The organism is Prolixibacter bellariivorans ATCC BAA-1284 (assembly GCF_000621705.1).
Classification (GTDB): Bacteria; Bacteroidota; Bacteroidia; order Bacteroidales; family Prolixibacteraceae; genus Prolixibacter; species Prolixibacter bellariivorans.
In genome coordinates this window covers 120,338-145,998 of sequence record NZ_KK211332.1, presented here as the reverse complement: position 1 = coordinate 145,998, position 25,661 = coordinate 120,338, and the positions used below count along the sequence as shown (strand labels likewise).

The 25,661-nt window shown below is 48.5% G+C and carries 24 protein-coding genes; 12 read left to right on the top strand and 12 right to left on the bottom strand.

Annotated features, from left to right (window positions below; genetic code table 11):
• Nucleotides 1-530: 530 nt before the first annotated feature.
• Nucleotides 531-986, top strand: coding sequence for a hypothetical protein (locus tag T426_RS0119805; RefSeq protein ID WP_027586182.1), 456 nt, complete (start codon nt 531-533; stop codon nt 984-986).
• Nucleotides 987-1,138: 152 nt separating this feature from the next.
• On the opposite strand, the gene T426_RS24470 is transcribed toward T426_RS0119805, so the two are convergent.
• From T426_RS24470 to T426_RS0119740, 12 genes are all read right to left on the bottom strand, one after another.
• A complete protein-coding gene (locus T426_RS24470) occupies nt 1,139-1,879 on the bottom strand; it encodes an acyl-[acyl-carrier-protein] thioesterase (RefSeq protein ID WP_025865854.1) in 741 nt (246 codons plus the stop codon).
• An 846-nt stretch (nt 1,880-2,725) separates the two neighbouring features.
• Nucleotides 2,726-4,735, bottom strand: a complete 2,010-nt coding sequence (locus T426_RS0119790) for a beta-galactosidase trimerization domain-containing protein (protein WP_027586180.1) — start codon at nt 4,733-4,735, stop codon at nt 2,726-2,728.
• A 182-nt stretch (nt 4,736-4,917) separates the two neighbouring features.
• Nucleotides 4,918-7,947 (bottom strand): efflux RND transporter permease subunit, encoded by a 3,030-nt coding sequence (locus T426_RS0119785; protein ID WP_051539175.1) that lies wholly within the window; start codon nt 7,945-7,947, stop codon nt 4,918-4,920.
• Between the two features lie 20 nt (nt 7,948-7,967).
• Complete coding sequence (locus T426_RS24465; RefSeq protein ID WP_051569040.1) at nt 7,968-9,011, bottom strand: efflux RND transporter periplasmic adaptor subunit; 1,044 nt, start codon at nt 9,009-9,011, stop codon at nt 7,968-7,970.
• Nucleotides 8,972-10,216 (bottom strand): TolC family protein, encoded by a 1,245-nt coding sequence (locus T426_RS0119775; RefSeq protein ID WP_169737703.1) that lies wholly within the window; start codon nt 10,214-10,216, stop codon nt 8,972-8,974. The genes T426_RS24465 and T426_RS0119775 overlap by 40 nt, the downstream gene beginning before the upstream one ends.
• A gap of 35 nt (nt 10,217-10,251) precedes the next feature.
• Nucleotides 10,252-10,713, bottom strand: a complete 462-nt coding sequence (locus T426_RS0119770) for a PepSY-like domain-containing protein (protein WP_169737702.1) — start codon at nt 10,711-10,713, stop codon at nt 10,252-10,254.
• A 66-nt stretch (nt 10,714-10,779) separates the two neighbouring features.
• Complete coding sequence (locus T426_RS0119765) at nt 10,780-12,027, bottom strand: sensor histidine kinase (protein WP_159103378.1); 1,248 nt, start codon at nt 12,025-12,027, stop codon at nt 10,780-10,782.
• 19 nt (nt 12,028-12,046) lie between these two features.
• Nucleotides 12,047-12,724 (bottom strand): response regulator transcription factor, encoded by a 678-nt coding sequence (locus T426_RS0119760; protein WP_025865862.1) that lies wholly within the window; start codon nt 12,722-12,724, stop codon nt 12,047-12,049.
• A 144-nt stretch (nt 12,725-12,868) separates the two neighbouring features.
• On the bottom strand, nt 12,869-13,726 hold the full coding sequence (locus T426_RS0119755; protein WP_025865863.1) for a phosphatase PAP2 family protein: 858 nt from the start codon (nt 13,724-13,726) through the stop codon (nt 12,869-12,871).
• 67 nt (nt 13,727-13,793) lie between these two features.
• Nucleotides 13,794-14,786, bottom strand: coding sequence for a hypothetical protein (locus T426_RS0119750; RefSeq protein WP_027586175.1), 993 nt, complete (start codon nt 14,784-14,786; stop codon nt 13,794-13,796).
• Between the two features lie 30 nt (nt 14,787-14,816).
• On the bottom strand, nt 14,817-15,536 hold the full coding sequence (locus T426_RS0119745; RefSeq protein WP_025865865.1) for a hypothetical protein: 720 nt from the start codon (nt 15,534-15,536) through the stop codon (nt 14,817-14,819).
• A 117-nt stretch (nt 15,537-15,653) separates the two neighbouring features.
• A complete protein-coding gene (locus T426_RS0119740; RefSeq protein WP_025865866.1) occupies nt 15,654-16,106 on the bottom strand; it encodes a PepSY-like domain-containing protein in 453 nt (150 codons plus the stop codon).
• 689 nt (nt 16,107-16,795) lie between these two features.
• Between T426_RS0119740 and T426_RS0119735 the strand changes: the two genes are divergently transcribed.
• The 11 genes from T426_RS0119735 (at nt 16,796) to T426_RS0119685 (ending at nt 25,600) form a co-directional block, all read left to right on the top strand.
• Complete coding sequence (locus T426_RS0119735; protein ID WP_027586174.1) at nt 16,796-17,149, top strand: hypothetical protein; 354 nt, start codon at nt 16,796-16,798, stop codon at nt 17,147-17,149.
• 130 nt (nt 17,150-17,279) lie between these two features.
• Entirely contained in the window at nt 17,280-17,630 is a 351-nt protein-coding gene (locus T426_RS0119730) for an NADH-quinone oxidoreductase subunit A (RefSeq protein ID WP_025865868.1), read from the top strand.
• Nucleotides 17,621-18,172 (top strand): NADH-quinone oxidoreductase subunit B, encoded by a 552-nt coding sequence (locus T426_RS0119725; RefSeq protein WP_027586173.1) that lies wholly within the window; start codon nt 17,621-17,623, stop codon nt 18,170-18,172. The genes T426_RS0119730 and T426_RS0119725 overlap by 10 nt, the downstream gene beginning before the upstream one ends.
• Nucleotides 18,165-18,620, top strand: coding sequence for an NADH-quinone oxidoreductase subunit C (locus T426_RS0119720; RefSeq protein ID WP_027586172.1), 456 nt, complete (start codon nt 18,165-18,167; stop codon nt 18,618-18,620). The genes T426_RS0119725 and T426_RS0119720 overlap by 8 nt, the downstream gene beginning before the upstream one ends.
• A gap of 9 nt (nt 18,621-18,629) precedes the next feature.
• On the top strand, nt 18,630-19,739 hold the full coding sequence (locus T426_RS0119715) for an NADH-quinone oxidoreductase subunit D (protein WP_027586171.1): 1,110 nt from the start codon (nt 18,630-18,632) through the stop codon (nt 19,737-19,739).
• Between the two features lie 15 nt (nt 19,740-19,754).
• Nucleotides 19,755-20,840, top strand: coding sequence for an NADH-quinone oxidoreductase subunit NuoH (gene nuoH / locus T426_RS0119710; RefSeq protein WP_082229569.1), 1,086 nt, complete (start codon nt 19,755-19,757; stop codon nt 20,838-20,840).
• Between the two features lie 15 nt (nt 20,841-20,855).
• Nucleotides 20,856-21,335 (top strand): 4Fe-4S binding protein, encoded by a 480-nt coding sequence (locus tag T426_RS0119705; protein WP_027586169.1) that lies wholly within the window; start codon nt 20,856-20,858, stop codon nt 21,333-21,335.
• Nucleotides 21,332-21,844, top strand: a complete 513-nt coding sequence (locus T426_RS0119700; RefSeq protein WP_025865871.1) for an NADH-quinone oxidoreductase subunit J family protein — start codon at nt 21,332-21,334, stop codon at nt 21,842-21,844. The genes T426_RS0119705 and T426_RS0119700 overlap by 4 nt, the downstream gene beginning before the upstream one ends.
• A 4-nt stretch (nt 21,845-21,848) precedes the next feature.
• Nucleotides 21,849-22,163, top strand: a complete 315-nt coding sequence (nuoK, locus tag T426_RS0119695) for an NADH-quinone oxidoreductase subunit NuoK (protein ID WP_025865872.1) — start codon at nt 21,849-21,851, stop codon at nt 22,161-22,163.
• A gap of 3 nt (nt 22,164-22,166) precedes the next feature.
• Nucleotides 22,167-24,101, top strand: coding sequence for an NADH-quinone oxidoreductase subunit L (nuoL, locus tag T426_RS0119690; RefSeq protein ID WP_025865873.1), 1,935 nt, complete (start codon nt 22,167-22,169; stop codon nt 24,099-24,101).
• A gap of 2 nt (nt 24,102-24,103) precedes the next feature.
• Complete coding sequence (locus tag T426_RS0119685; protein WP_025865875.1) at nt 24,104-25,600, top strand: complex I subunit 4 family protein; 1,497 nt, start codon at nt 24,104-24,106, stop codon at nt 25,598-25,600.
• Nucleotides 25,601-25,661 lie beyond the last annotated feature (61 nt).

Below are 25,661 nucleotides of genomic sequence, written 5' to 3'. Positions count from 1 at the left end.
CGGTCGGTGATTCAAAGAAAGGTCAGGAGCAACGAATTAACCATAGAAACAGTAATAAGGATAGAAACCACAGAAACAATCATCGAGACAGCAAGAGCGCAGCCTAACCTGAAACCTGAAACCTGTAACCAGAAACCGGTTTTCCGATAGTTTAAACCTTCTTAACGCCATTTAACGAACACAAGCCTGAAACCCAGTGTTTATAGTGTAGAGTTTGCTACTTTATAGCATGACACTGATGAAATATTGAACCCAAAGATGGAGGACGCAGCGATGATGAACAACAGCTTATTCAATCCGCTAAAGCCTGCCACTGACCATTTTCTAACGCATCCGTTTTTCCGTGTTTTCGAGTGCCTCTACTGGCACGCCGATACGCCGCCGCCAGGCCGGTAGCCCCCGAAACATGTCAACCTCATCCCGACAAGGCTAACGTGTTCCGCTTTCCCGGGCGGAAATCCGGGCAACGAAGAAAGGTAGAAGACACCATTCAGCAAACAATCAGTATGTCGAATTAAAAATATTGCGTTATGATGCGTTTTGTGTTAGTCGCTGTTTTGTTGTCAGTTGGATTAAGCAGCTGCAACGGACAGGAGCGAAAGAAAACGGTTATGAAGGACCAGAATAAGCCGAAGACGAATATTAAAGTGATTAAGAAGTACGATAAAAACGGCAACCTGGTAAAATACGACTCCACCTATTCGTACTACTATTCTAACGTGAAAAACGATTCCATTGTGCGCGACAGCGCTTTCAGTCAGTTTAAGCGGTACTTCAATAACAAGTACAAATTTTCGGAAGAGCCATTCTTCAACGATCTCTTCTTCCAGGACTCGTTGCTGAAGTATGACTTTTACAACAAAGACTTTTTCAGCAAGCGTTTCAAAAATAATATGGACAAGATGAGTAAACTGTTTGAACAGATGGATTCACTGAAGAACCAGTATTTCCTGGAACAGGTAAAACCACAGGTCCCGAAAAAGTAACATAGCTTTAGGGATGACAGGCAACCAATAGCAGATGCGGTGTGCGACAGGACGGGAATTCTGATAACAAGTGCCGGTGTCGGTTCAACGGTGCAACACACCCTGCTATTGGTTTGCTTTTTATTGTTAGCAGCCTTCCGGCGGAAGAGCTGTTAGTCTCTTTTCCGCCATTCTACATCGGCTTTGAATAACGCTTTCGCGGAAGCGGTCTCTACGGCCTGTACCTTTGCTTCGGTGCCGTTACGGTCGATTTGCATTTCCATCTCATTACCCCAGCGAACTTCCGACAGGAATTCAAGCGAGAAAGCACTGAGGGCGTTTTGCTCGTAATGCTCGCGGTCGAAGCAGTCGGTTACCCAGTCGAGGTAGCGGGTGTTATTCACGTGCATGTTCATGTCGATTTCGTCGTAACGGATGACCTTACGGAACACAGGCTCGGGTGTTTCCAGGGAAATCCGGTCGGGGAGGGTACCTTCGAGTGCGAATCTCCCGGCATTGTCGGGGAGTTCCACGCCCAGGGCAGCTAAACGTTGCGGACGCATGGTCTTTGCGTTCACCAGTAACCAGCCCGATGCGCCACGAACGATCTCGTTGTCCTGCTCGTCGTACATCCGGAAGTCGCGACGGAAGAAGAGGCGTTCCAGTCCTACCGGCCAGGTTTCAATGCGGATGGTTTCGCCCCATTTGGGCATACGGTCAATCTCCACACGGATACGCGACAGGGCCCAGAACAATTCACGTTCCATCAGGATGTCGTAACCGGCTCCCAGGCTTTCGGCGTGGTTTCCGGCCGCTTCCTGGAAATATTGCTGTAAAACGGAAGGTTTTAACTCTTGTTGAAAATCCAAATGATAGGAGGCTATCTTGAAGGATTCTTCCCAGACTTTTTTCATCGATAAACGTTTTGTTGGCGCCGCTGCCGGGTAATGGCACACGGCTGAATGAATTGGCAAAGATAAGAAAAAGAGACGCAGGTTTCAGGTTGGAAGAGTTTCTATTGTTGCTATCGCTACTGTTGTTTCTATGGTTAAAGGATTTCAGGGTACAGGTTTCAAGTCGTAAACTTGACCCAATAGCTATCGCGGATTGGTACTTGTGTGTCAAGGTAAAAGTACAGGATGAAAATATTTTCAATATTGATAAATCAGCATTGCGCTCAGAACAGGAACTCACTTCAATCAACTCCATCATGCGAGCGCCTTCCTACACGCAATTCCCTACCCGGGGTTGACACCCCGGGCTACCAATATTTGCCCCACTCCGGGGGCAGGAATAAGGACGTGCATCAGAATGCCACCATTCCATTGTTATTGAGGTATTATTTTCAACAATGCTAAGTCCCCAGATTCGCCGTAAGGCGAAAGGTGTGGTGGCCGGTCAAAGTTGCCCGGGCAGGAGAGAGCGGGAATGGTTTTGAGTGGGGATTCCGGCATGTGGATCAGCAAGAGCAAAACCATGACGCGGGCGGAAGGATCACTTTGACTTGACCTTTTGGTACTTTTACGTCAAGGTAAAAGGACAAGCAAGGAGACAAATTTTTCCGGTGTTGTTTTATCACCATTGCGGTCGAAACAAGGGAAGTATTTCAATGATGAATATCACACGATCGCTAATATCTTCCGAAAGGATTTTCTAGCGTTATTCACCCCAACCTCTCTAATTAGAACGGTTGGGGTGAATAATGACAGAAGGGGCAGTTCAAATTGGTGGCGTAGAGCGTTTTGCTTACAAATTCTTCTTTAACGAGCCCAATGTATTACCATTGTTTCTTCCGGTTCGAGAAGAACATGGGAACGGTCGACTGGTTTGCCCGATTTATCGTTGAACAGAACGTTCGGTTTGAAGCCATCGGGCACCTGAAGGGCTACCGTCGTTTCGTTACCCGATTTATTCACCAATACGGTGATGTAATCATTACCCGACTGCAGGGTTTTCATCAAAATGTTTTGCTGCTGTTCCACAAAACGGAAAGGAACGCTCACCATCTTTGTTTCATCGGTCACAAACGACGCCAATGCATGGTCATCGTTCAGCCACGAGCCCATACCGATGAGCGAGGGAACCCAAACCACCTCGCCTTTGCCGGTTTGCTTCCGGACGGCAATCACCTGGTCACCGTACAAGCCAATCGTCTTGCCCGACGTTTGATGAATGGTCGATAACCAAAGGTGAGCCGGCAATGAAAGGGCTGGAGTAGTCAGTTCCACATCGAAACGTTCGGCTGTGGTTTTTACCTCTTTCAGGCATCCGCCGAAAAGGTTCTCCAACGGAAAGCCGGTCTTCATGATGTTGTGCATATTCTCGTCGAAGAAACCGGTCAGTCCGCTCACGATGAGTTTACCGCCCCGTTCCACGAAGCGTGTCAGTCCGTCCCAGTAACGGGAAGGAAGGGATATCTGGTGAGCGAGGATGATCACCTTGCCTGTATAATCGGGTTCGTTCCAATTGTATTCATTCATCTCCGAGAAGTCGCAGGTCAGGCCCGATTCGCTCAACACCTGGTAATAGGCCAGTGCCGATTTCATCACGGCACCGGTTACCCGGCCTTCCACGCCTTTGGTCGGTGCTCCCGGCAGCTGACTCTCTTTCTCGATCCACAGCGATTCGTGGTTATACATCACGGTAATCCCGGAAGGAACCGGATGAGCAGCAGCAAACAGACCGGCATGGTCGGCCACGGCCTTTTGAACGTCTCCGGCAGCGATTAACCGGTCAGTCGGTTGGTTCTGGAAATCAATCATGGCCCATTCTCCTGCCTCCGCACCGGTTGCGCGAGGATTCAGACACCAGAAGATGATACCCTGCGCACCGCTCCCGATGCTGGTCCACAACCATTGGTCAATCTCTTCGCGGGTAGGGCAGAACGGATGGAAACCGCTGTAGGTATTATTACCGCCCTGCAGCTCGGTGACCCAGAAAGGAATATCTCCGGCACCCGAACGGATGATATCGCAGTTGGCCGACATCGCCAAAGCATATTGCTGGCGGGTAAAGTAACCGAAATGCCAGCTGGGATGCGCCGAAGCTCCTAATGTCGTGAGGAATTTCCGCCAGGCGGGAAAGTCATATTCCGCTACATTAACGAATATCTGGTGATTGTTCACGTGCAACGGCCGTTTCGGGTCGATAGCCTGAATCTCTTTGGCAATCCAGTCGAGAAACCAGGTGTTATAGTAGAGCAGAAAGCGCTGATCGTCGAACGTGACCCGCGCATACCCTTTGCTTTTGTACGCAGGTTCTTTCTGCTGAGCTTTCCATTCCGCAAACATCTTTCTAGTGAAAGCATTGTCGGGCGCTTGTCCGCCCACGCCCGGCTCATTGATGAGTACCCAGCCGTAAAGTGCCGGAAAGGACTTGAAATGCGTCACCATCTGTCGGATGTACTCCTGAATCTCTTTGAGATGTTCTTCACTCTCGGGAAACTTCACGCCACCTACAGTATTGGTGGCAGGAAAAAGCGTGGCATAAATCTTCACATGATGTTTTTCGGCGGCCCTGAACGCATCATCGTACAGCGAGAAGTCCCAGGTTCCGTCCGGACGGTGCATGTGTGTCTCAAACATCCGGATACGGCAGAAATGCATGTCCTGATCTTCCAGAACACGGAACCAGGTATCTACTTCTTCAGGTGTTTGTCCCGGTTCGATGATTACCTGTGCCCCGATGGCCGGGAAAACATCGTTGGCAGCCTGTGAATTTACAGTCATCATAAAGACCATTATCAGTGTGGGTAATAAAAAACGTTTCATGGTTTGGTGGTGGTTGGTTAGCAGGTGAAAGTTAGGGAAAAATTCAGCCGGGAGAGGAATAATTGGAAATGAATAAATACGAATATGTCCATCGAAGCCGAACAACAGGAACGATAGTAACAATAGTAACTACAGTGACAGGAAAACCTAACTTGTAACCTGAAACTCTTCTAACCTGAAACCTATTTCTCTTTATGCGTCAAACTCAACAACCCTGGTAATACAATCAGCAACAACGGCAGCGCTACAATAAATCCACCAACAACGGCGATAGCTAATGGTTGGTGCAACTGCGCACCGGTACCGATTCCCAATGCCAAAGGCGCCAGTGCAGTAATGGCACAAAGAGCCGTCATGAGGTTGGGGCGCAACCGGACACTGATGGCATGGGTGATGGATTCATGCACCTTACCGGTTTCTTTAAACGCGCGCTTGAATTGCATATAGGTAAAAATGGCATTCTCGCCTATGATACCCACAATCATGATGAGGCCGGTATAGCTTCCTACATTGAGCGGCGTGTGCGTCAGGTAGAGGGCCATGAAACCTCCGGATAACCCAAGCACCGAAATGAGCAGAATGATGAGTGGGGCCTTCAGTTCCCGGAACATGAACAGAATAACGCCAAATACCAGCATACTGGCAATAATCAGAATCGTCAGCAACTCTTTGAATGATTGTTGCTGTTGAATATAAGCGCCTCCGTATTCAATGTGATAGCCCTGAGGAATGACCAGATTGGATTGAATGGTCGCTTTGATGTCGTTCATGACACTGCCGAGGTCACGACCGGCCAGACGGGCTGTCACACCGTACATGTTTTGCAGGTTTTCGCGCTCAATCTCCGATTCACCTGTGTGAAATTTAATATTGGCGACGCGTGAGAGCGGAATGAGCTGACCACCCGGCATAAATACCTTGAGGTTTTGAAGCCGGTCCAGATCTACATTCGTGCTGTCGTGGTCAATGATGCGGATGTTCGAGAGATAGTTTCCGTTAAAGATATCACCAACCACATTTCCCGCCACAGCTGCCTGCATCTGGTACTGGAGGTCGTCGGCCGTAATCCCGTAGCGGGCCATGGCTGTGTAGTCGGGCACAACGGAAATCGACGGGCCGGCAATGACGATACCATCGAACACATCGGCAGTACCCTTCACTTTCGAAACCAGCGTGTCGATACGTTGTGCCAGGGTGCGCAACTTTTGATCATTGCTTCCGAATATCTTAATCACAATGGGCTGAACAGAAGTGGTGAGGTCGCCCAGCATGTCACCGATTACCTGTCCGTAATCGGTGGTCAGTCCGGGGACTTTGGCATCCACTTTTTGGCGGATCTCGTTGATCACTTCTTCTGTGGTTCTTTTCCGGTGGTCTTTGAGTTCGATCAGGTAATCTCCACGGTTGGGTTCAGTGATAAAGAAGCCCATTTGTGCTCCGGTACGCCGGGAATAGGCTTTTACTTCCGGTACAGCTGTAATAATCTTGTCCACCTCATCCAACATTTTATTCGTAGCATCCAGTGAGGCGCCGGGAGGAGAATTATAGTCGAGCACGATACTTCCTTCATCCATTTGCGGAAGGAAACCGGTTTCGAGTCGCGGGTAAATCCAGACAATAGCGCCCAGTAGTAACACTACAATCAACACATTGATGTAGGAGCGATGAGTGAAAAAGTTCACCCAGGTTTGCTGTTTCAATACATGGACTTCGTGTTGGGGCGCTTTCTTTTTGGGTTTCCCCGAAAGCAGCAGATAAACCACCGGCAAGCCCAGCCAGGTAACCAGGAACGAGCAGATGAGCGTAATCATCATGGTGTTGGTCATGATGTGGAAGTAGGCACCTGCTACGCCAGACATCAGTCCGAAAGGAAGAAAAATGACGATGGTACTAAGCGACGAGCCCACCATGGCCGGAAAAAGATACCGGATGCTTTTGCCCACCAGTTCGCGGGAGTGAACGTCGGGATGCTCCTCGTGTGTCCGATGAATTTGTTCGATGACAACCACAGCATCATCGATGATGAGTCCCATGGCTGCCACCAGCGCTCCCAGCGTCATGATATTAAAGGTGTATCCCAGCGTATAGAGCACCGTCAGCGTAGCTCCCAACGTAATGGGAATGACGATGAGGATGGTACTTCCGGCTTTCGCCGAACGCAGAAAAATGAGCGCCACGACAATGGCCAGTACGAGCCCAATCCAAAACGCATCCATCACACTCCGTATGGAGCTGTTGACGAAATCAGCCTGGACATAATACGGTTTGATGGTCACATCTTTGGGCAAGTTTTTCCGCAGTTGTGCCAGCTTTTTTTGCACGGCATCGGTGGTCGAAATCAGGTTCGCGCCGGGTTGTTTCACAATATTCACCAGCACGCCTTCTCTTCCGTTAGCATTGACTTTGATATATTCTGTGGCCTTTTCGATTTTGATCTGTCCCAAATCTTTCAGAAGAATAACACGGTTTCCGTCATTCTTCACCACCATGTTTTCCACATCCGATTTATCGTGCATCGATGCATCAGTCACGCTGAGGTACAATCGCCGGTAGTCGGGGAGAAAGCCATTGGAGCGGATGAAACCGGTTGCCTCGAAGCAACTCTTCAATGTGGCCAGCGTGATACCGAGGCTGCTCATCTTCTGCCGATCGGGAATAAAGCGGTACTCCTTCTGTTTCCCGCCAAGGATAGCCACCGAAGCCACACCTTCAGCCTGCGATAGAAAAGGCTTCACCTGGTAGGTGGCCATGTATTTCAGATCGATGAGCGAGCGGGTTTTGCTCTCCAGCGAATAGCCGATTACCGGTAGGATGGAAGGAGTCATTTTTTCCACCGTAATACTGATATTGGCGGGAAGTTGGTCACGAATCTGGTTGATGCGCGATTGTATTTGTAACTGACTTAAACTGACATCAGAGTTCCAGTCCAGAAATGCGGATATCTCGCAACTACCCCGGCTGGTGGTACTGCGAATCATCTTCAGCCCGGGGACCTGCTTGATGGCATTTTCCATTGGACGCGTCACCGTCACCATCATTCGGTCGGCCGGTTGCAGTCCGGCATCAGCAATCACCTTTACTTTGGGGAATGTTACCTTAGGGAAAAGCGAAACCTGAAGTTTGGAGTAAAAATAGCCCCCTCCCAACAGGACGACAGCCAGGAAAAAGGTGACTGGTTTTTTAAATGCCGTATAAAAGTCTTTGATGTTCATCGATAGAAAAAGTTTCGTGATTAGCGAATCACTTTTACATTCAGGGTGTCGGGGACGCCGTAATTGCCGGTCGTCAGGATTTCATCGGATGGCCGGAACGTTGGAGTGAGGATTTCGACGCTGTCAGCTGTCTGGATGCCGGTGGTCACCGGAACTTTTACGGCCGTCTCCTTTTCGGTGAGTTTCATGACCCAAAAGTTCGTTTCTGTTTCGTTGGCCAGAACAGCTGCTTTGGGAAGCACCTGTGTATTCTCGTTCTCCGATTGTGCCAGCGACACTTTGGCGATAAGTCCTTCGGGAACGACGCCCGCTTTTTGCACCCGGATAATCACCTGACGGGTTTGTGCCGCCTGATCAACTGACGGCAAGGTTTCTGTCACTACTCCGGTTAGTGTTCGTCCGTCGGGCAGCCTTACCGGAAGCTGCATCCCGTTATGGATAATGGTCGGCCATTCCACCGGCACATTCAGGATAAAGACCATGCTGTTCCGGTCGTTGAGCGTTGCCAGTGGTTCCCCTTCCGGGACAAAATCGCCGGTTTGGTGACTAATGGCTGCCACGTAACCCGACACACTGGCGCGGATGGTCATTCTTCCCGACAGGCCGAGTTTTCGGTTCAGACTATCTAGGCTGTTGCCCAGCGCCCTCGATTCTTTCGTCTCGATAACGAATACCGGATCGCCTTTCTGTACCATCTGCCCCGGTTCGGCAAACGACTTCACGACGTATCCGGTGACCGGCGATTTCAATACATGTTGGCGACGAAAGACGGCCGTTGCGTTGAGCTGCACGGTTTGTTGAATGGCTCCTTGTCGCACATGTGTTACCTGAACCTCGGGCAGCGGCGTCGACGGCTCGGCTGTTGAAGTTGATTTCTTTTGACCGCATCCGCTGAAAGCCAAAGCCGCGAGTGCGAAGGTCCCGGCCAGCCAAAAGCGTTGGGCAGAGAATGGAAAACGGGTACTGTTTCTTTTCATGAATGGCATACCTGACAAATTCGTTTGATATCGTTTTTCCGGAATGGCTATTCCGTCCAGTAATTGATTTCGTTGATGATGAGCCATCGTTTGACGCGGATAAGGCTCTGTTCATTTTTCAAATCGATGAAGTTCTGAATGACCATGAAATACTGTGGAATGGAGACGGTTCCCTGTGTCACAAGTTTGCGGTTGGCCCGGATGAGCTGGTTCACCATTTTCAACTGCTTGTCCACTTCGGTTTGCTGGCTTTCCATTTGGCCGAGCTGCCGGAACAGTTCATTGATTTGCTGATTGTACTGCTTCTTAAAATAGTTCTGCTGCGCGTCCAAATCTTCCTGCTGCAACATCAGTTTTTGTTGTTGCAGTTCTTTTTGGTGTCCATCGTAAATGGGAATGGAGAGACTCAGTCCGGCACCGCCGCCAAAGTTGGTTCCGGGCGTTTTTTCAAACGACGACATGTAGCCGGCATCAGCGTGAAGTCTCAGTTTGGGCTGATATTGCTGTTTGTTAATCTCCTGCTGATTCAGCAACCGAAGACTGTCGAGTTGATACTGTTTCAGGAAAGCGGCTGGCGAGGTCATTTGAGAGCCTTCCGGAATCATTTTCGGAGAAGGCAAGGCTACCATTCCTGAATCGGTGATGCCACACAAATTCCGCAATTGCGATAAATCATTCAGGAACTGGGTGCGGGCCTGCGTTACCAGCAATGCCTGCTTTCGCACGTTTGTCAGGAAAGCCAGGTAATCGGTCTGCTGATACACATTGGCGCGGGTGAGCTCCAGCAACACGCCCGATTCGTTCTGCAAGGTGTCTAACACTTCGCGATTGTAGCGGTACTGCAGTTGGTCGCCGTAGGTAACCAAATACTCGCGGGTCACATTTCGTTTGATTTCCTTCCGCGTAAGCTGAAGTGAGTTGACGGCCTTCTGCCGGTTGAGGGAAGCGGCGTTTAGTTGCGGTTTCATCTGATTCTGAAACGGAATAGCCTGGTTGAAGTTGACCACCGAGCCGAGCATTCCCTTATTGGAAAGAGCCACATCGTAGCCCCACTTACCATTGGTGGGATAATAGCTGGCATCGCCCTGAAAGCCAATTTGGGGACCAAACTGCGAGCGTACCAACGCACTGTCGATACCGGCCGACTTCACTGCGTTCCTGCCGCTCTTCAGTAACGGATTATTCGCGTATGCGAAGTTCAGGTAATCGTTCAGCGAAGGCTGTGCCTGCAGCATTCCGGTTCCGATACAAAACCATAAAAAAAGTAAACTCCAACTTTTCAATTTCCTCATGTTTATTATCTGTTCATCCGGCCGTAACCGGAACATCAGTCAACATCTTCTTCCACACTTTTCAACAACTTTTTCTTCAGGAGTTGGCCATTGGGGGCGAAAAGCAGTTCCACCCGGACCTCTTTATTTTTTACCACCATTTCATAAGCAACAGCGTATTCCTCTGAGCATAGCTTTTCCGGCGATTGAATCACAAAATCGGCAAAACCTTCGGTTAATGCCTCCTGAACCGCTAACGGCAACTGCTCGGCTGTTATATTTTGTTCGGTCTCTTTCCAGTTTCCCTTTTCATCGAAGGTGGCTGAAGTTTTATGGCCCTGCCATTGAAATTCCGCTTCAAATTCAGTTTTATTTTCGTGCGACCAACTGATTTGAGTCGCTTCGGGGAACATTTTTCCCAGGTTCGATTGGGCTGCCTTCGGTACCTGCATGCTGCAAGCCGATATTCCTGTAAGGAGAAGAAGAACAATGATGTAGGGTAATACGCTATTCTTCATTTGATTTTTTGTTTTGACTTCCATACGAAGGCAATGTTACCATTCAAATCTGAACAGAATCTGAAGTTAAAACAGAACAGTGAGGATATGGTTGTTGTCTGTGTAATCGTAGTTTACCGTCATGCCGGTTACAGCACCAATTTCTTTCACGATGGCTAAGCCTAAACCGGTGTTTCCTGTTTCGCTCCCGGTCTGAAACCGGTCAAACATTTTCTCAGCGGGTAACGACGGTGTTTTACCGCTGTTGCTGATTTGTAATTTATGCTCTTCTAACTGAATCTGAATATTTCCGCCCTCGATGTTGTGTCGAACAGCGTTACCCAGCAGATTTGACAGGAGAATGTGCGCCAGATCGGGATCGATATGCCAGACCGCTTCTGCCGCGTATGTTTTCTTAACCGTTAACTTCTTCGATGTGATGAAATCTTCCAGCTGTTCCAGTAGTTCGTCGAGTATATTGCTGACTTTCAATGATTGATTCTGATTGAATTGCCGGTTTTCGATCCGCGTCAGCGTTACCATACTCCGGTTGGTTTGCGACAAACGGCGTGCATTCCGGTAGGCCGATTGGACCAACTTTGACTGTTCGGGAGACAGGTCTTTCGATTGCAACAACATTTCGAGCTTGGACAAGATGATGGCCAGCGGTGTTTGAATTTCGTGCGAGGCATTTTCAGTAAATGACTTCAGGGCCTGGTAATCTGAGCGCACTTTGTTGGTTAACTCGGTGATGGCGTTCTCCAGTTCCCGGAATTCCAGAATATCGGTGCCGGAAGGTTGCGGTTGTTTACTTCCCGAAAGGCGGAACTGTTTCAAATGTCCCAGTGTGTGATAGAAGGGAGCCCACAACCGCTTCGACATGAAATAGTTCATGAGCAACAGCGCCGCTAAAAGCAGCAGCAATACCAGTCCGATGGAGCTACTGATTGCGATGACCATGTCGCGGTTTTCGACCAGCAGGCTGCGGATGATGATTTCGTATGGAATACCGTTGATGGTTGTGCGGGAAGTTAGTTGCCGGTACGATTCTTTGTCTCCTTCAATGGGATCGGGGAGTCGAACGGTTTGAATCCTCATTGACTCCTTCGTTAAAGGGGACTCTAAGCGATGAAGAATCAAAAGAGGAGGAGCGTCGCTAACAGTCATTCCTTTTTTCAGCTGTAGCTCGATATTCATCTGCATCGCTGTCAGGTTCTCGTCCACCTCTTCGTTTTCAATCCCGTTAATCATCCGGAAAAGTGCAAATCCGGCGAGTACAAAAAAGAGAGTCGTCAGCAACAGTTGATATCCTATGGTTTTTCGAAGCAGTTTCACCAATATGCTTTTTGTCGTTTTATTCGTCACTCCATTTGTAACCCATGCCGTATACCGTCCGGATGTAATCATTGGCTCCGGCATCGGTCAGTTTACGGCGGAGGTTTTTGATGTGTGTATAGATGAAATCGAAATTCCCGGCCATTTCCATGTAATCGCCCCACAAATGTTCGGCAATGGCTTCCTTCGTCATCACGCGGTTTTGGTTGGTGACGAAATACTGTAACAAGGCAAACTCTTTGCGGGTCAGTTCCGGCTGTTGTTCATTGACTCGGGCTGTTCCCGATTCAGGGTCGATACTAATTTCGTGGTAACGGATTTCTGTTTTTCCACCAAATAGCCGGCGGCGACCTAATGCTTTTACCCGGGCATTCACTTCAGCCAGATGAAACGGTTTGGTCAGGTAATCATCGGCACCCAAATCAAGGCCCTTAAGTTTGTCGTCCAGCGAATCCCGGGCTGAAATGATCAGCACACCAGGAGGTGGCTCATGCTCTCTCATTTGGTGCAACAGTTGCAAACCGTTTCCGTCAGGTAAATTTATGTCGAGTAAAACGATGTCGTAATGGAAGGCTGCCAACTTGTCTTCGGCTGTAAAGTAGTCATAAGCCGGTTCACAGATGTTTCCTTCGGATGCAAGGTAGGTAACCAAATCGTCAGCCAGCGACTGTTCATCTTCCACTATTAATATTTTCATCTCTGAAAAACAGTTTTAAAGTTGCCCGAATGGTAAAAGTAGGCAGAATCGGGTTTTAAAGTGACATATTATTCGCAGTTTCTCCAATATTATAAAGTCTATCACCGCTGCTGGAGTTGTTGACTTGTTTTAGCAAACAGCTTTCTAAAACGTCATCGCCATCGACACGCCACCGCCTTTTTGATACAAAGTTGGGGCGAACACCATGTTCCGCTTCTTTCCCCAACGGTGTTGATGCGTCAGATAAACGAACTCCACCGAGAGAATTCCCACGCCGGCACCGGCCAGTACATCCGAAATCCAGTGTTTGTTGTTCATCATGCGCAGCACCCCCACGCCGGTAGCCGTCGCATACCCGGCCACACTAATCCAGGGCGAAATATGCCCGTACTCCTTGGCCAGGAAAGTAGCCGACAGGAACGCCTGCGCCGTACGCCCCGACGGGAAGGAAGTGAACACGCCGCCATAAGGCCGTTCCACCCGCGTAGCATGCTTAATGCCATATACCACCACCGACATCAGTAGTTCGGCTTTGGTAAAAAGCAGGCTTTGGTTCAGAAAATCATTGCGTCCTTTCACGCCCATCGCTCCCAGTCCCAACGTCACAACAGCGGGTGCAAACTGCAGGTAATTGTCGGCCGAGGTGTGAAATGTCGGGTTCCAGCCATGCATGGTGTCATGAATGCGGTATTTGCTGAGCACCGTTTGCCGGGGAACCGCCATGGTCACCAGTCCGGCAGCTATTAGTCCGGTAGGAAGAATGGCTTTCTTCAGAAAATAGCGCGCTTTGGTCCGGGTAACCGTCTGCAGACTGTCCTGGGCCTGACGGGCCTGCCAGTAGCGGGCCACATCCGTGTACTGAGCCGTATGCAAATGGAAGTCGTGGGTCAACTGGCTTCCGGTTTGCTCATCATCGTCTAATGCCTTCCTGAAATCATTGGCAGCCTGTGCCTGACCAATGAAGATGCTCAGAAGAAAGAATAACACAATTCGATTCATCATTTTAAATGGATTTATGGATGATAAGTAATTACTATGCTTATTCACTGCTTCATATCCCAGTGACAAATTAGAATTTGAATTGCACACTCAGGTTGAACCGGCTAACAATGTGATGGGTATCGTGAACGGGATACCAGCCACTCATGTTGGGCGAAATGGTGATGCCCTTTGCCGGGTGAAATTCAATCCCGGCCAGGTAGAGCCTTCCGTCGGCCAGCACATCCCAGCCATCCAGCGCACCATCGTTTCGTTTCGACCAGAGCTTATCGTAGCGTACGAAGAGGTTGGAATGTTTTTTCAGTTGCATGGTGGCATAGAGCGAAATCCCCGAACGGTCCTGGTCGTTCACATTGGCATGTGCCAACTGGTAATTGTACTCGAGCCCGGCGGTTACCTTCGGGCCGGCATACCCCAGAAATGCAGAGTAGGTATTCTGCGAGACCGTTTTCTTCATATGGTCGAAGTAAAAATGGGCATACAGGTTCTTCACCGGTTGAATGGTCAGCCCGGCAGTATATTGCAGGGCGCTGTCCTGCTGCAGCTTTTGGTAGCCCTCGCCATTCAGCACCGATGCGTCGAACTGAACATACGGCGACCATTTCCACGCCAGTGAAGCCCCCAGGTCGGCCTCCGGGCCAAAGTGGTAAGCATCCATAAAGGTACGCGCCACATAACGGTGCCCCCAGAATTGTTCCTGCAACCGGAATTGGCTGGTCGGGATGACGCCCAACCTGAGCTTCAGGTTACCGCCGTTGTACTGCAGGTAAGCGTTCTTCAATACGGCATTCAGTTTGACACCGCACGTATCGGGGCTGCCCGCGTCGAAGATCACCTTGCCCGAGAACCGCTGGCTGAAGGCATATTCATATCCCAGGTAAGCTCGCGATATGTCGAACGATGGTTTGCCTTTGAAGTTACTCAGCCGATAGGTAAAATTGCTGAAGACCTGCACGACGGCCTTTCCGTGCGGTCGAAAATTTTCCTGCTTTGCTGATTGCGCCATGACCATTTTACTTCCGGCCAAAAGCAACACGAGCAGGCTAATTCGGATTATTTTCATCGTCATCTATTCTAAAATGTAAAAGGGAAATCATAACCGGAAACGAAGTCCGAACTGCAGATTATAAAACCGGGTATCGAGGTGCGGATGCGGGCGAAGCGGGAACGGGTGCCCCGAGGTGTCCACTTTCCATCCGGTAAAGGTGGATGGCGGAGCGTTGTCGGCATCGTGAGCCAGCAGATATTTGACCTCGGTAAAAAAGCGGACGTGGGAAGTCAGCTTAAAGGAGACGCCGTACAGCAGCTGCATGGCCAACTTGACACTGCGGAACATACCGGGATTCGTTTCGGTTACGCCGGCGCCAATTCCTGCGCCCCAGTAACCATAACTACTGTCGTCGTTCGCTCCTTTTTTGCGAAAAGGATTTCCGGTTTTGGAAAGAAAACTCAGCAAGAACAATTTCCGCGACTGCTCCATTTTGGTAAATGGCGGAATTTCGTTGGTGAGAAAACGAACGCCGCGGCTCTTGTTTTCCCATTTCAAATAGCTAATATCAAATCCGATGTTGTGGTGCCAATAGGTTACGCTGAGGTTCGACACCGGAGACCATGAGGATATGGCCTTCGATGTCTTCAGGTTTTTCATCAGAACCCCGTTCTCATAATACCTAAATTTTAAATCCTGCCTACCGGGAATTTGCAATCCGTATCCCATACTAAGACTCAGCTGGCCATAACAGGCCGAAATAGTGAGCATAAAAACCACAACCGAAGCCGGAAGTGCCTTTCTCAAATTCAATCTGTATTTCATCAATTGTTCATTATAACTCCACAGGTAAAGCTTTTGCCCGGTTAAATTCGCTGCAGTGTAATGGGGTAATCATCAGAAAAACAAGTTGGTTTCAACAGGAAAATGCGTTGCCACGGATTAATCGTTATCTTCTCCGTCCTTCAGTATCCGTTTGTTTTTCAGCATACCGTCTTTGGTTAACTGCACTTCCAGTGCCTGATCTTTCTTCTTCAACTCAATTTCGTACCCGGAAAAAGTTGGCGAATCAATAATGGACACTTCTCCTGTTTTGTAACCGGCAAATTGGCGCCCGAGGGTATTCTTCACCGCTGCAGGAAGTGAACGTTTACTGATTTCCGTCTCTGTTTCGAGCCATTTACCATTAGGATTAAAAGAGGCGGAAGTTTCCACTCCACTTAAATAGAACTCGGCTTCCCATTCGTTGGCTTCTTCCTGATTCCAGCGCACCTTCTGCGCATTAGGAAATTTCTGTGAAAAAGCATCGGCTACAGCATTGGGCAATACCGATTTTTGCGCGTGTACGCTTAAACTCATACCCAAAAAGGCAAGCAATAAAAAGGTGGTTTTCATAATATCCTGAATTTTGATTACGATTCAAACGTAATTTTCAATTCTAAAGGAATTTTGAAGTTGCTCGGATTTGCGTCATCATAATTAACGCTTTTACATCTGCCTGGATCAATTTGAATCCCGAATCTTACCTTTACAAGCTTGATTGCTTTTTCCCGGTCTTAAGGAGTGGATTATTTGCGTACGTAAAATTCAGGTAATCATCCAGCGAAGGCTGAGCTTGTAACCAACCTCCACTAAACCATCGGTGTGTATATCGTAACTTTCTTCCGGTAACGTGCATACTTCATGTTTTTTCCCGGTAGGAATTCAGTAAGGGGTTTGTATTGTATTCTTTATTCTGGTGAGTCAATTATTCACTTCCGCAACCGGGAATCAAAGTTCAAAAGCGGTCACACTGGTTCGGGTTTACCGAAAACGAGCAATTAAAATTTACTTAAATCTGCAATCTGATATGATAAATAGCAGCCTGATATATGAAAAGGTGAAGTTACATGAATACTTTTTGTATCTTATCAGGCTCAAGAATAGACGCTTGCAAAGATTTAACATCCGAAGCATCGTCAATTACCTGTACTTAGAATCGTTAAAAATAACTAAATCAGGGTGTAGCGGTTTTCAATTTGTATTAAACTTGCAGCTGAGTTTTTGATTGATACGTGAGGAAGAGAATAGGAAATATTATTACCATGATATTGCTGTTGCTGCCAATAGCAATAGGATATGCTCATTTCATGAACGAAGTGCATGAACTTTCATCCCGAAAGCGGATTGCAGAAGTTCGGACTTCGGAAGTGAACAATGGAACCAATGCTCCTTACGGATTTTTTGCCGATGAGGTAGAGCCTGCTGTCCTCAACTGTGTTGATGACAGTAAGCAAGAACTGAAATTACAACTCCTTAAAACTTTTGTGGTGCGGAAACATGATTTGAATACGGAACAGGCTTCTGTTGCGCGTTCATTTACCGATCATGCTTTGCATTCCATCCCGCTCAATGAAACGGATGATTTCATCTATTTCATTGAATCCCTTCTTTTATAGATCAACCAACCGGTGATCTGCCTCCGCAGATGACCTTTTAGCCGGAATTCTCTCATTTCATCCGGTTTTGTTTCCGGGAAAACCTTCCGGGAATCTTCAGAAATCTATTTACTACTAAAAATTATACAACATGGGCAGTGTATCTATTCTACTGTTAATGTTCTGCGGATTTGCATTTGCCGCGCTGGCGATTGGTCTGGGCAACAAGCTTTCGATCAAACGATACAATCCCGAAAAGGGTGAGGCGTATGAATGCGGCATGGAAACGCAGGGCACAACATGGGTTCAGTTTCATGTGGGCTACTATCTGTTTGCCCTGGTTTTTCTGTTGTTCGATGTGGAGATAGCCTTTCTCTATCCCTGGGCCGTAGTGTTCAAGGAGATTGGTATGGTCGCCTTTGTCGAGATTGTATTTTTTGTGTTGGTATTATTCCTGGGCCTGCTATATGCCCATAAAAAGAAAGCCCTGTCATGGATGTAAATAAAAATCCCGAACCGTTTCCCGGCGAGATTTTCGAAGATGAGTCGGGGAATACCAATTTTCTGGTTTCGAATATCGACAAGCTGAGTAACTGGGCACGAAGCAACTCGCTTTGGCCGCTCACTTTCGGAACCAGCTGTTGCGCCATCGAAATGATGTCGGCGGCATCGGCCAAGTACGACTGGTCGCGGTTTGGCTTCGAGGTGGCACGTGCCACTCCCCGTCAGGCCGACCTGATTATCGTAGCCGGAACCATTACCAAGAAAATGGCGCCGGTACTCAAGCGTCTGTACAACCAGATGCCGGAACCCAAATATGTAATTGCCATGGGCGCCTGTACCATTACCGGTGGACCGTTCTTCTACAACTCCTATACGGTTGTGAAAGGCGTGGATAATATCATCCCGGTGGATGTGTACATTCCGGGTTGCCCACCCCGTCCGGAAGCATTGCTGGAAGGGATGATGAAACTGCAGGAGAAAATCCGGCATTCCAGAGCCTACGTGATTGACAAACCGAAAAAGAAGGAAAACGATGACTAAAGAAGAACTGAAAAGTTACCTGGAGAAAACCTTCCCGGGAATGACGCAGGAAGAGAACATCGATTTTCCTGTGCTTTGGGTGGAAAAGGATCAGATTTTTGAAGTGGCTAAGAAGCTAAAAGAAGATGAAGCTACGAAATTCGATTTTCTGTTCGACGAAACAGCCATCGACTGGCAGACCCATTTCGAAATGGTCTACCACATGACCTCTACCACTTACCGCCACGATTTGGAAATCAAGGTGAAGCTGGAAGATCGTGACGATGCTGAGTTGCCATCGGTGGAACCACTTTGGAAAGCCGCTGAAATGTATGAGAACGAAATCTACGATTTGTTCGGCATCCGTTTCTCAGGTCATCCACATTTGCGGCGCATCTTTATGACAAACGAATGGAAAGGTTATCCGCTCCGGAAGGACTACCAGGACGATGATGTTATATCCCTGTAATTGACTGTTATGGAAACAAAAGATATCAAACACGACGAATTTGTCATCAACGTAGGCCCGCAGCACCCTTCCACACACGGTGTGTTACGTTTGGAATTGTGGCTAGACGGAGAGGACATCATCGATTCGAAACCTCACCTCGGGTATATTCACCGCGGCATCGAAAAAATGTCGGAGGCTTTGGGTTACAAACAGTTTATTTACCTCACCAGCCGGATGGATTACCTTTCGGCGCACATTAGTAACCAGGCTTGTTCGCTGGCCATCGAGAAAGGTTTGCAGATTGAAGCACCGGCCCGTGCACAGGTTATCAGGGTACTGATGGCCGAGCTGACACGCCTCGCATCGCACCAGTTGTGGTGGGGAGCATTGGGACTCGACCTGGGAGCCGTATCGCCGTTCTTCTATGCTTTCCGCGAACGCGAGATGATTCTGGAAATCTTTGAAGAAACCTGTGGATCGCGCCTGACGATGAATTACATAACACCGGGTGGTGTGGTCAACGATTTGCACCCCGATTTCGTGAAAAAGGTGAAAAAGCTGATTGAGCAGTTGAAGGGTAACCTGCACGAATATTACCAGTTGCTCACCGGCAACGTGATATTGCAGGCCCGTACCCGTGGCGTTGGAAAACTGACCGCCGAAGATGCTGTCTCATTGGGTTGTACTGGTCCCGTCGCCCGCGCCTCCGGCGTGAAGTGCGATGTTCGTAAGTTGCATCCCTATGATGGCTACGACAAGGTTGAATTCGAGGAAGTTCTGAACGACAAAGGCGACAACTTTGCCCGTTACTGGCTCCGCATCGAGGAGATGAAGCAGTCGATTTACATCATCGAGCAACTCATCGACAATATCCCGGAAGGTAGTTACCGTGAGAAGCTGAAAGGTGTAGTGAAACTTCCTGCCGGCGAATATTACCAAAGGGTGGAAACAGCCCGTGGCGAGCTGGGAGTGTACATCGTGAGCGACGGCAAAAAAGAGCCGTACCGGGTCAGGTTCCGGACGCCCAATTTCTCGAACCTGAATGCCTTGCGGCCGATGTTGAAGGGCGCTAAAATCGGTGACATGGTTTCGATGATGGCCACGCTTGATTTAATTATTCCAGATATCGACAGATAAGATAATACGATACAAATGCAATTATCCATATCATTATTAGAGATAACCCGGGCCATTGACAGTTGGCTGAACAGCGCGTTTCATCCGCATGTGGCGTATGGAATCGAGCTGGTGTTGGCTGGAGTCGCCGTGATTTTGCTGGTGGTAGCTATGGCCATTCTGATGGTTTACGCCGAGCGGAAGTTGGCCGGGTTTATGCAGATGCGGCTTGGCCCGATGCGCGTTGGAAAATGGGGTTCGATGCAGGCCGTAGCCGATGTGATGAAACTTTTATTGAAAGAATGTTTAGTTCCGACTAATTCCGATAAACTGATGTTCCGGGTTGCCCCGTTTGTGGTGACTATCGTGAGCTTCATGACATTGGTGCCCATCGCTTTTGCGAAAGGAATCCAACTTTGGGACATCAACATCGGAGTGTTTTATATTACGGCAGTGAGCTCCCTTTCGGTGATTGGGATTTTGATGGCCGGCTGGTCGAGTAACAACAAATACTCGTTGCTGGGAGCTATGCGAAGCGGAGCACAGATTGTGAGCTACGAACTATCCGGCGGACTGGCACTGATTGTCGTGGTGATGATGAGCGGAACACTGAGTATTTCCGGCATTGTTCAGGCACAGGCCGATGGCTGGTGGGTGATTAAAGGACACATTCCCGTGATTATTGCCTTCGTTACATTCATCATTACCAGTACAGCCGAGTTGAATCGCGCACCGTTCGACCTGGCAGAAGCAGAATCGGAGTTGACAGCCGGTTACCACACCGAGTATTCGGGGATGCAATTCGCCATGTTTTTCCTTTCGGAATATACGAACATGTTTGTCTTGTCGATGGTGGCAGCCACGGTTTTCCTCGGAGGCTGGATGCCCTTCCACCTTGCCGGACTTGACGGATTGAATCACTTCATGGATTACATCCCCGGGATTGTATGGTTCTTCGGGAAGACTTTCTTCATCCTGTTCCTGATTGTGTGGTTCCGCTGGACATTCCCGCGGCTGCGTATTGACCAGCTGTTAAAACTGGAGTGGAAATACCTGCTTCCGGTAAGTATAATCAATGTTCTGTTTGCGGCATTCATTGCCCTGATGGGATGGTATCTGTAAATGACGGAGGGTAAAATGAATAGCATATATCAATATTTCAGAGCAATCTGGTACGGGTTTTCTTCCCTCTGGAAAGGGATGATGCTCACCGGGCACTACCTGGTACATCCGAAGAAAATCCTGACGGAGCAATATCCGGAAAACCGCGATACCCTGTACATCCCGGAAAGGTTTCAGGGCGAAGTGGTTCTTCCGCATGACGAGAACAATGAGCACTTGTGCACCGGTTGTACCATTTGTGAGATGAACTGTCCCAATGGTTCCATCAAAATCATTACCCGCCAGGTGGAAACACCCGAGGGGAAGAAGAAGAAGGAGTTGGACGAGTGGGTATATCATCTGGGACTATGTACTTTTTGCGGTCAATGCATCGATGCATGCCCGCAGGATGCGATTAAAATGTCCAACGCCTTTGAACATTCGGTTTACGACCGGAAGTTACTCACCAAGGTGCTCAATCAACCTGGTTCAAAACTAAAAAGCGCAAAGAAATGAGTGCATCAACCATTATATTTTATATCGTTTCGGCTCTTGTGCTTGTTTTTGGTGCGATGAGCGTTTTTACCCGGATGATATTCCGCGCGGCGATATACCTGCTCTTTTCCCTCATCGGAATAGCCGGAATTTATATCCTGATGAACATGGATTTCATTGCGGCACTGCAGGTGCTAATCTACGTAGGTGGGATTATCGTCCTGATTATCTTTTCCATCTTTTTGACACACCAGTCGGGTGATAAGTTACCGAAACCACTATTCAAACGAATTGTGGTCGCAGCAGGTATGTCCGCCTTTGGTCTTATTCTTACCCTGGGTGTCTTTTATCGGACTGCTTTCAAAGCCACTACCGAGATGGGCGTCGACCATTCGGCACGCAACATCGGCCGGCAAATGCTCGATTACCATCATCACGGTTACGTTTATCCGTTCGAGATTGTCAGCTTTTTGCTGTTGGCGGCACTGGTGGGATGTATTGTGATTGCAGTGAAAATCAAAAACAAGTAACGTTATGGAACAAGTACCATTAGCACATTTGCTGATTCTCAGTTCGGCCCTGTTTTTTCTGGGCGTCTACGGATTTTTCACCCGGCGGAACATGATTACTATGCTCATGTCGGTGGAGCTGATACTGAACAGCGTGAACATCAATTTTATCGCGTTCAACAAGTACCTGTTTCCGAATCAGCTTGAAGGAATATTTTTCACCCTCTTCATCATCGCGGTAGCTGCGGCGGAGGTTTCGCTGGCCATTGCCATCATCATCAATCTGTTCCGCAAGTTTAATACAGTCGATGTAGAGGAAGTTGACACCATGAAATTCTAAGCTATGACATTAGATAATATCATACTACTCATACCGTTATTACCGCTGCTAAGCTTTCTGTTGCTGGGGTTAGCAGGAAAGCATATTTCGGTCCGCTTCTCGGGAGTAATTGGTTCAGTGCTTCTTGGTGCTGCACTGGTTCTTTCGCTGGTAACAGCATACGATTATTTCTTCAGTATCGGTAAACAGGGAAGTGAATTTGTCCCGTATCTGACGGCGCAACTGAACTGGTTGCCGTTTAATACAGACCTGTCCATTAACCTGGGGCTGGTTCTCGATCCAATTTCTGTAATGATGTTGCTGGTCGTTACGTTTGTTTCGACGATGGTACACATCTACAGTTTGGGATACATGAAAGGTGAGGAGCGTTTTACCACCTATTATTCCTATTTGGGATTGTTTACCTTTTCTATGCTGGGGTTGGTGCTTTCGACCAACATTTTCCAGATGTACATCTTCTGGGAACTGGTAGGAGTATCTTCATACCTACTCATTGGTTTCTATTTCAGCCGGCCGTCGGCTGTGGCTGCCGCCAAGAAGGCGTTTATCGTCACACGTTTTGCCGACCTTGGATTCCTGATTGGTATCCTGATGCTGGGACACGGCGCACACAGCTTCGACTTCTTCACGCTAATTGAGAGGCTATCCACGCCGGGCTCGTCATACCTGGCCACCATGACAGGCGCATCGTTTCTGGGCATGAGCACGCTGACCTGGGCACTGATCCTGGTCTTCATTGGCGGTGCCGGTAAATCGGCGATGTTCCCGCTGCACATCTGGTTACCCGATGCCATGGAAGGTCCAACGCCTGTTTCGGCGTTGATTCACGCCGCAACAATGGTAGTGGCCGGTGTTTACCTGGTAGCTCGTTTGTTCCCGATATTCGCCGTCGGTGCTCCGGATGCTTTAACCGTAGTTGGTTACGTAGGTGCCTTTACCGCTTTGTTTGCAGCTACCATTGCCTGTACGCAAACCGATATCAAAAAGGTGCTGGCTTACTCTACCATTTCGCAGATTGGCTTCATGCTGTTTGCATTGGGAGTAGCCGGATGGGGACCGGGCAAAACCGAAGGTTTCACAGCTGGTCTGTTTCACCTCTTCACCCACGCCTCCTTCAAAGCACTGCTCTTTCTTGGCGCTGGCGCCATTATTCATGCCGTTCACAGTAACGAGATGAAAGACATGGGAGGCCTGCGGAAATCGATGCCCATTACGCATATTACGTTCCTGCTGGCTGCACTGGCCATTTCCGGAATTCCTCCTTTCGCAGGATTCTTCAGTAAGGAAGCCATCTTCAGCGCAGCGGAACAAAGTAACCCGCTTATCTATTGGGTAGGACTGATTGCCGGTACGCTGACCGCCTTCTATATTTTCCGCTTGTACTTCATGATTTTCTGGCACAAAACACCCGATGCTCATGCGCATAACCATGAGAAAGGCGAGTGGGCCATGATGATTCCGATGATGTTACTGGCTGTTGGAGCTGTATTTGGCGGATTTATTCCTTTCGGTGATTTTGTTAGTGCCACCGGAAAACCGCTGGAGTTACCTATCGAATTGAGTCATATTATTCTACCGGTAGGATTAGGTGTATTGAGTATTGTGGCTGCCGCTGTCCTTTACCGGAAAGAGTCGGATGTGCCACAACGGATTGTCAATACGCTGGGAGGTTTTTACCGCGCTGCATACCGAAAGTTCTATGTCGACGAAATATACTTGTTCATCACCAAAAAGATTGTGTTCAATTTGATGGGAAGGCCAGCGGCCTGGTTCGATCGTAATGTGGTTGACGGTACGGTTCAAAAAACCGGAAGCCTGACGATTGCTTTGTCGAATGCCATCAAACGTGTTCAATCGGGAAAATTGCAGGCATACACTATGTACTTCTTTGGCGGTGTGTTGCTTATGGTGGTGTTGTTACTCTATAAATTCGCATAACGATGAATATTCTGTCTCTATTAATATTGATACCTCTTTTGACTGTTGTAGGCATCCTGCTGGTCAAAAGTGATAAACTCATCCGGCAAATTGCGTTGGCGGGAGCCGTGCTTCAATTGCTTTTTTCCGGCTGGCTGACGGCTCAGTATGTTTCGTTACGCAACGCCGGTGCTACAGCGCAAATGCTGTTTGAATCATCCCGTGTTTGGTTCCGTCCGTTAGGCATTAATTATCACATTGGTGTGGATGGCATTTCGCTGGTGATGATTTTGTTAACTGCAGCGGTCGTACTGGCGGGCGTACTGGTTTCGTGGAAAATAGAAAAACAGGTAAAAGAGTTTTTCTTCATGTTGCTCTTGCTGAGTGTCGGGGCATATGGATTTTTCATTTCGCTGAACCTGTTCTCCATGTTCTTCTTCCTCGAACTGGCGGTCATTCCCAAATATCTCCTTATCGGGATTTGGGGAACCGGAAAGAAAGAGAACAACGCCATGAAGCTTGCGCTAATGCTGATGACCGGTTCAGCGTTGGTTTTTCTGGGAATCGTCGGATTGTACTTCGCTTCGGGCTGGTACGGTGGCGAACACACCTGGGACATCATGAAGTTGTCGCATATGCATCTTCCGATGAATGTGCAGGTGATTATTTACTTCCTCACCTTTATCGGCTTTGGTGTATTCACCGGTATGTTTCCGTTTCATACGTGGGCACCTGATGGTCACTCTTCGGCACCTACTGCGGCTTCGATGTTTCTGGCAGGTATCTCCATGAAACTGGGGGGGTACGGTTTACTTCGTGTAGCTACCTATCTCATGCCTGATGCAGCCCGGGAGTATTCCTGGATTTTCATCATTCCGGCTACCATTGCCATTTTTTATGGCGCCCTCGCCACTTTGATGCAAAAGGATTTGAAATACATGAACGCATACTCATCCGTAAGCCACGTAGGTTTTGTGGTGTTGGGTGTCGCGATGATTACCAAAGTGGCTTTTGCGGGAGCAGTGTTACAAATGGTATCGCACGGTATCATGACGGCTCTTTTCTTCGCCGCTATCGGGATGATTTACGATCGCGCTCATACGCGAATGAGCAATGAGCTGGGCGGTGTACTGAAACAGATGCCGTTTATCGGGACCATCTTTTTCATTGCCGGTTTAACCTCACTCGGATTGCCCGGATTTAGTGGTTTTGTTTCCGAGATGACGGTGTTTGTCGGTTCGTGGGAACACACCGGTTTATTCTACCGGATTGCCACCATCCTGGCTGCTGCCTCTATCGTGATAACAGCGGTTTATATTCTCCGGGCAACCGGTTTGGCCATCTGGGGAACCATTACTAAAAAGGAATATGCCCTGCTGAAAGATGCCGGCTGGAACGAACGTTGGGCTGCGATTATTCTCATCGCGGGGATTGTATTGATTGGTTTGGCTCCGTTCCTTTTCATGCATTTGATCAACGCCGATGTTCAGGAGATTTTTAATCGTCTGGCGGCAGGATAGGAGTGAGCATCCGTTCGGGAGGTTTCCCGGTAACGGACAAGGGATAGAAAATTTCAATGTT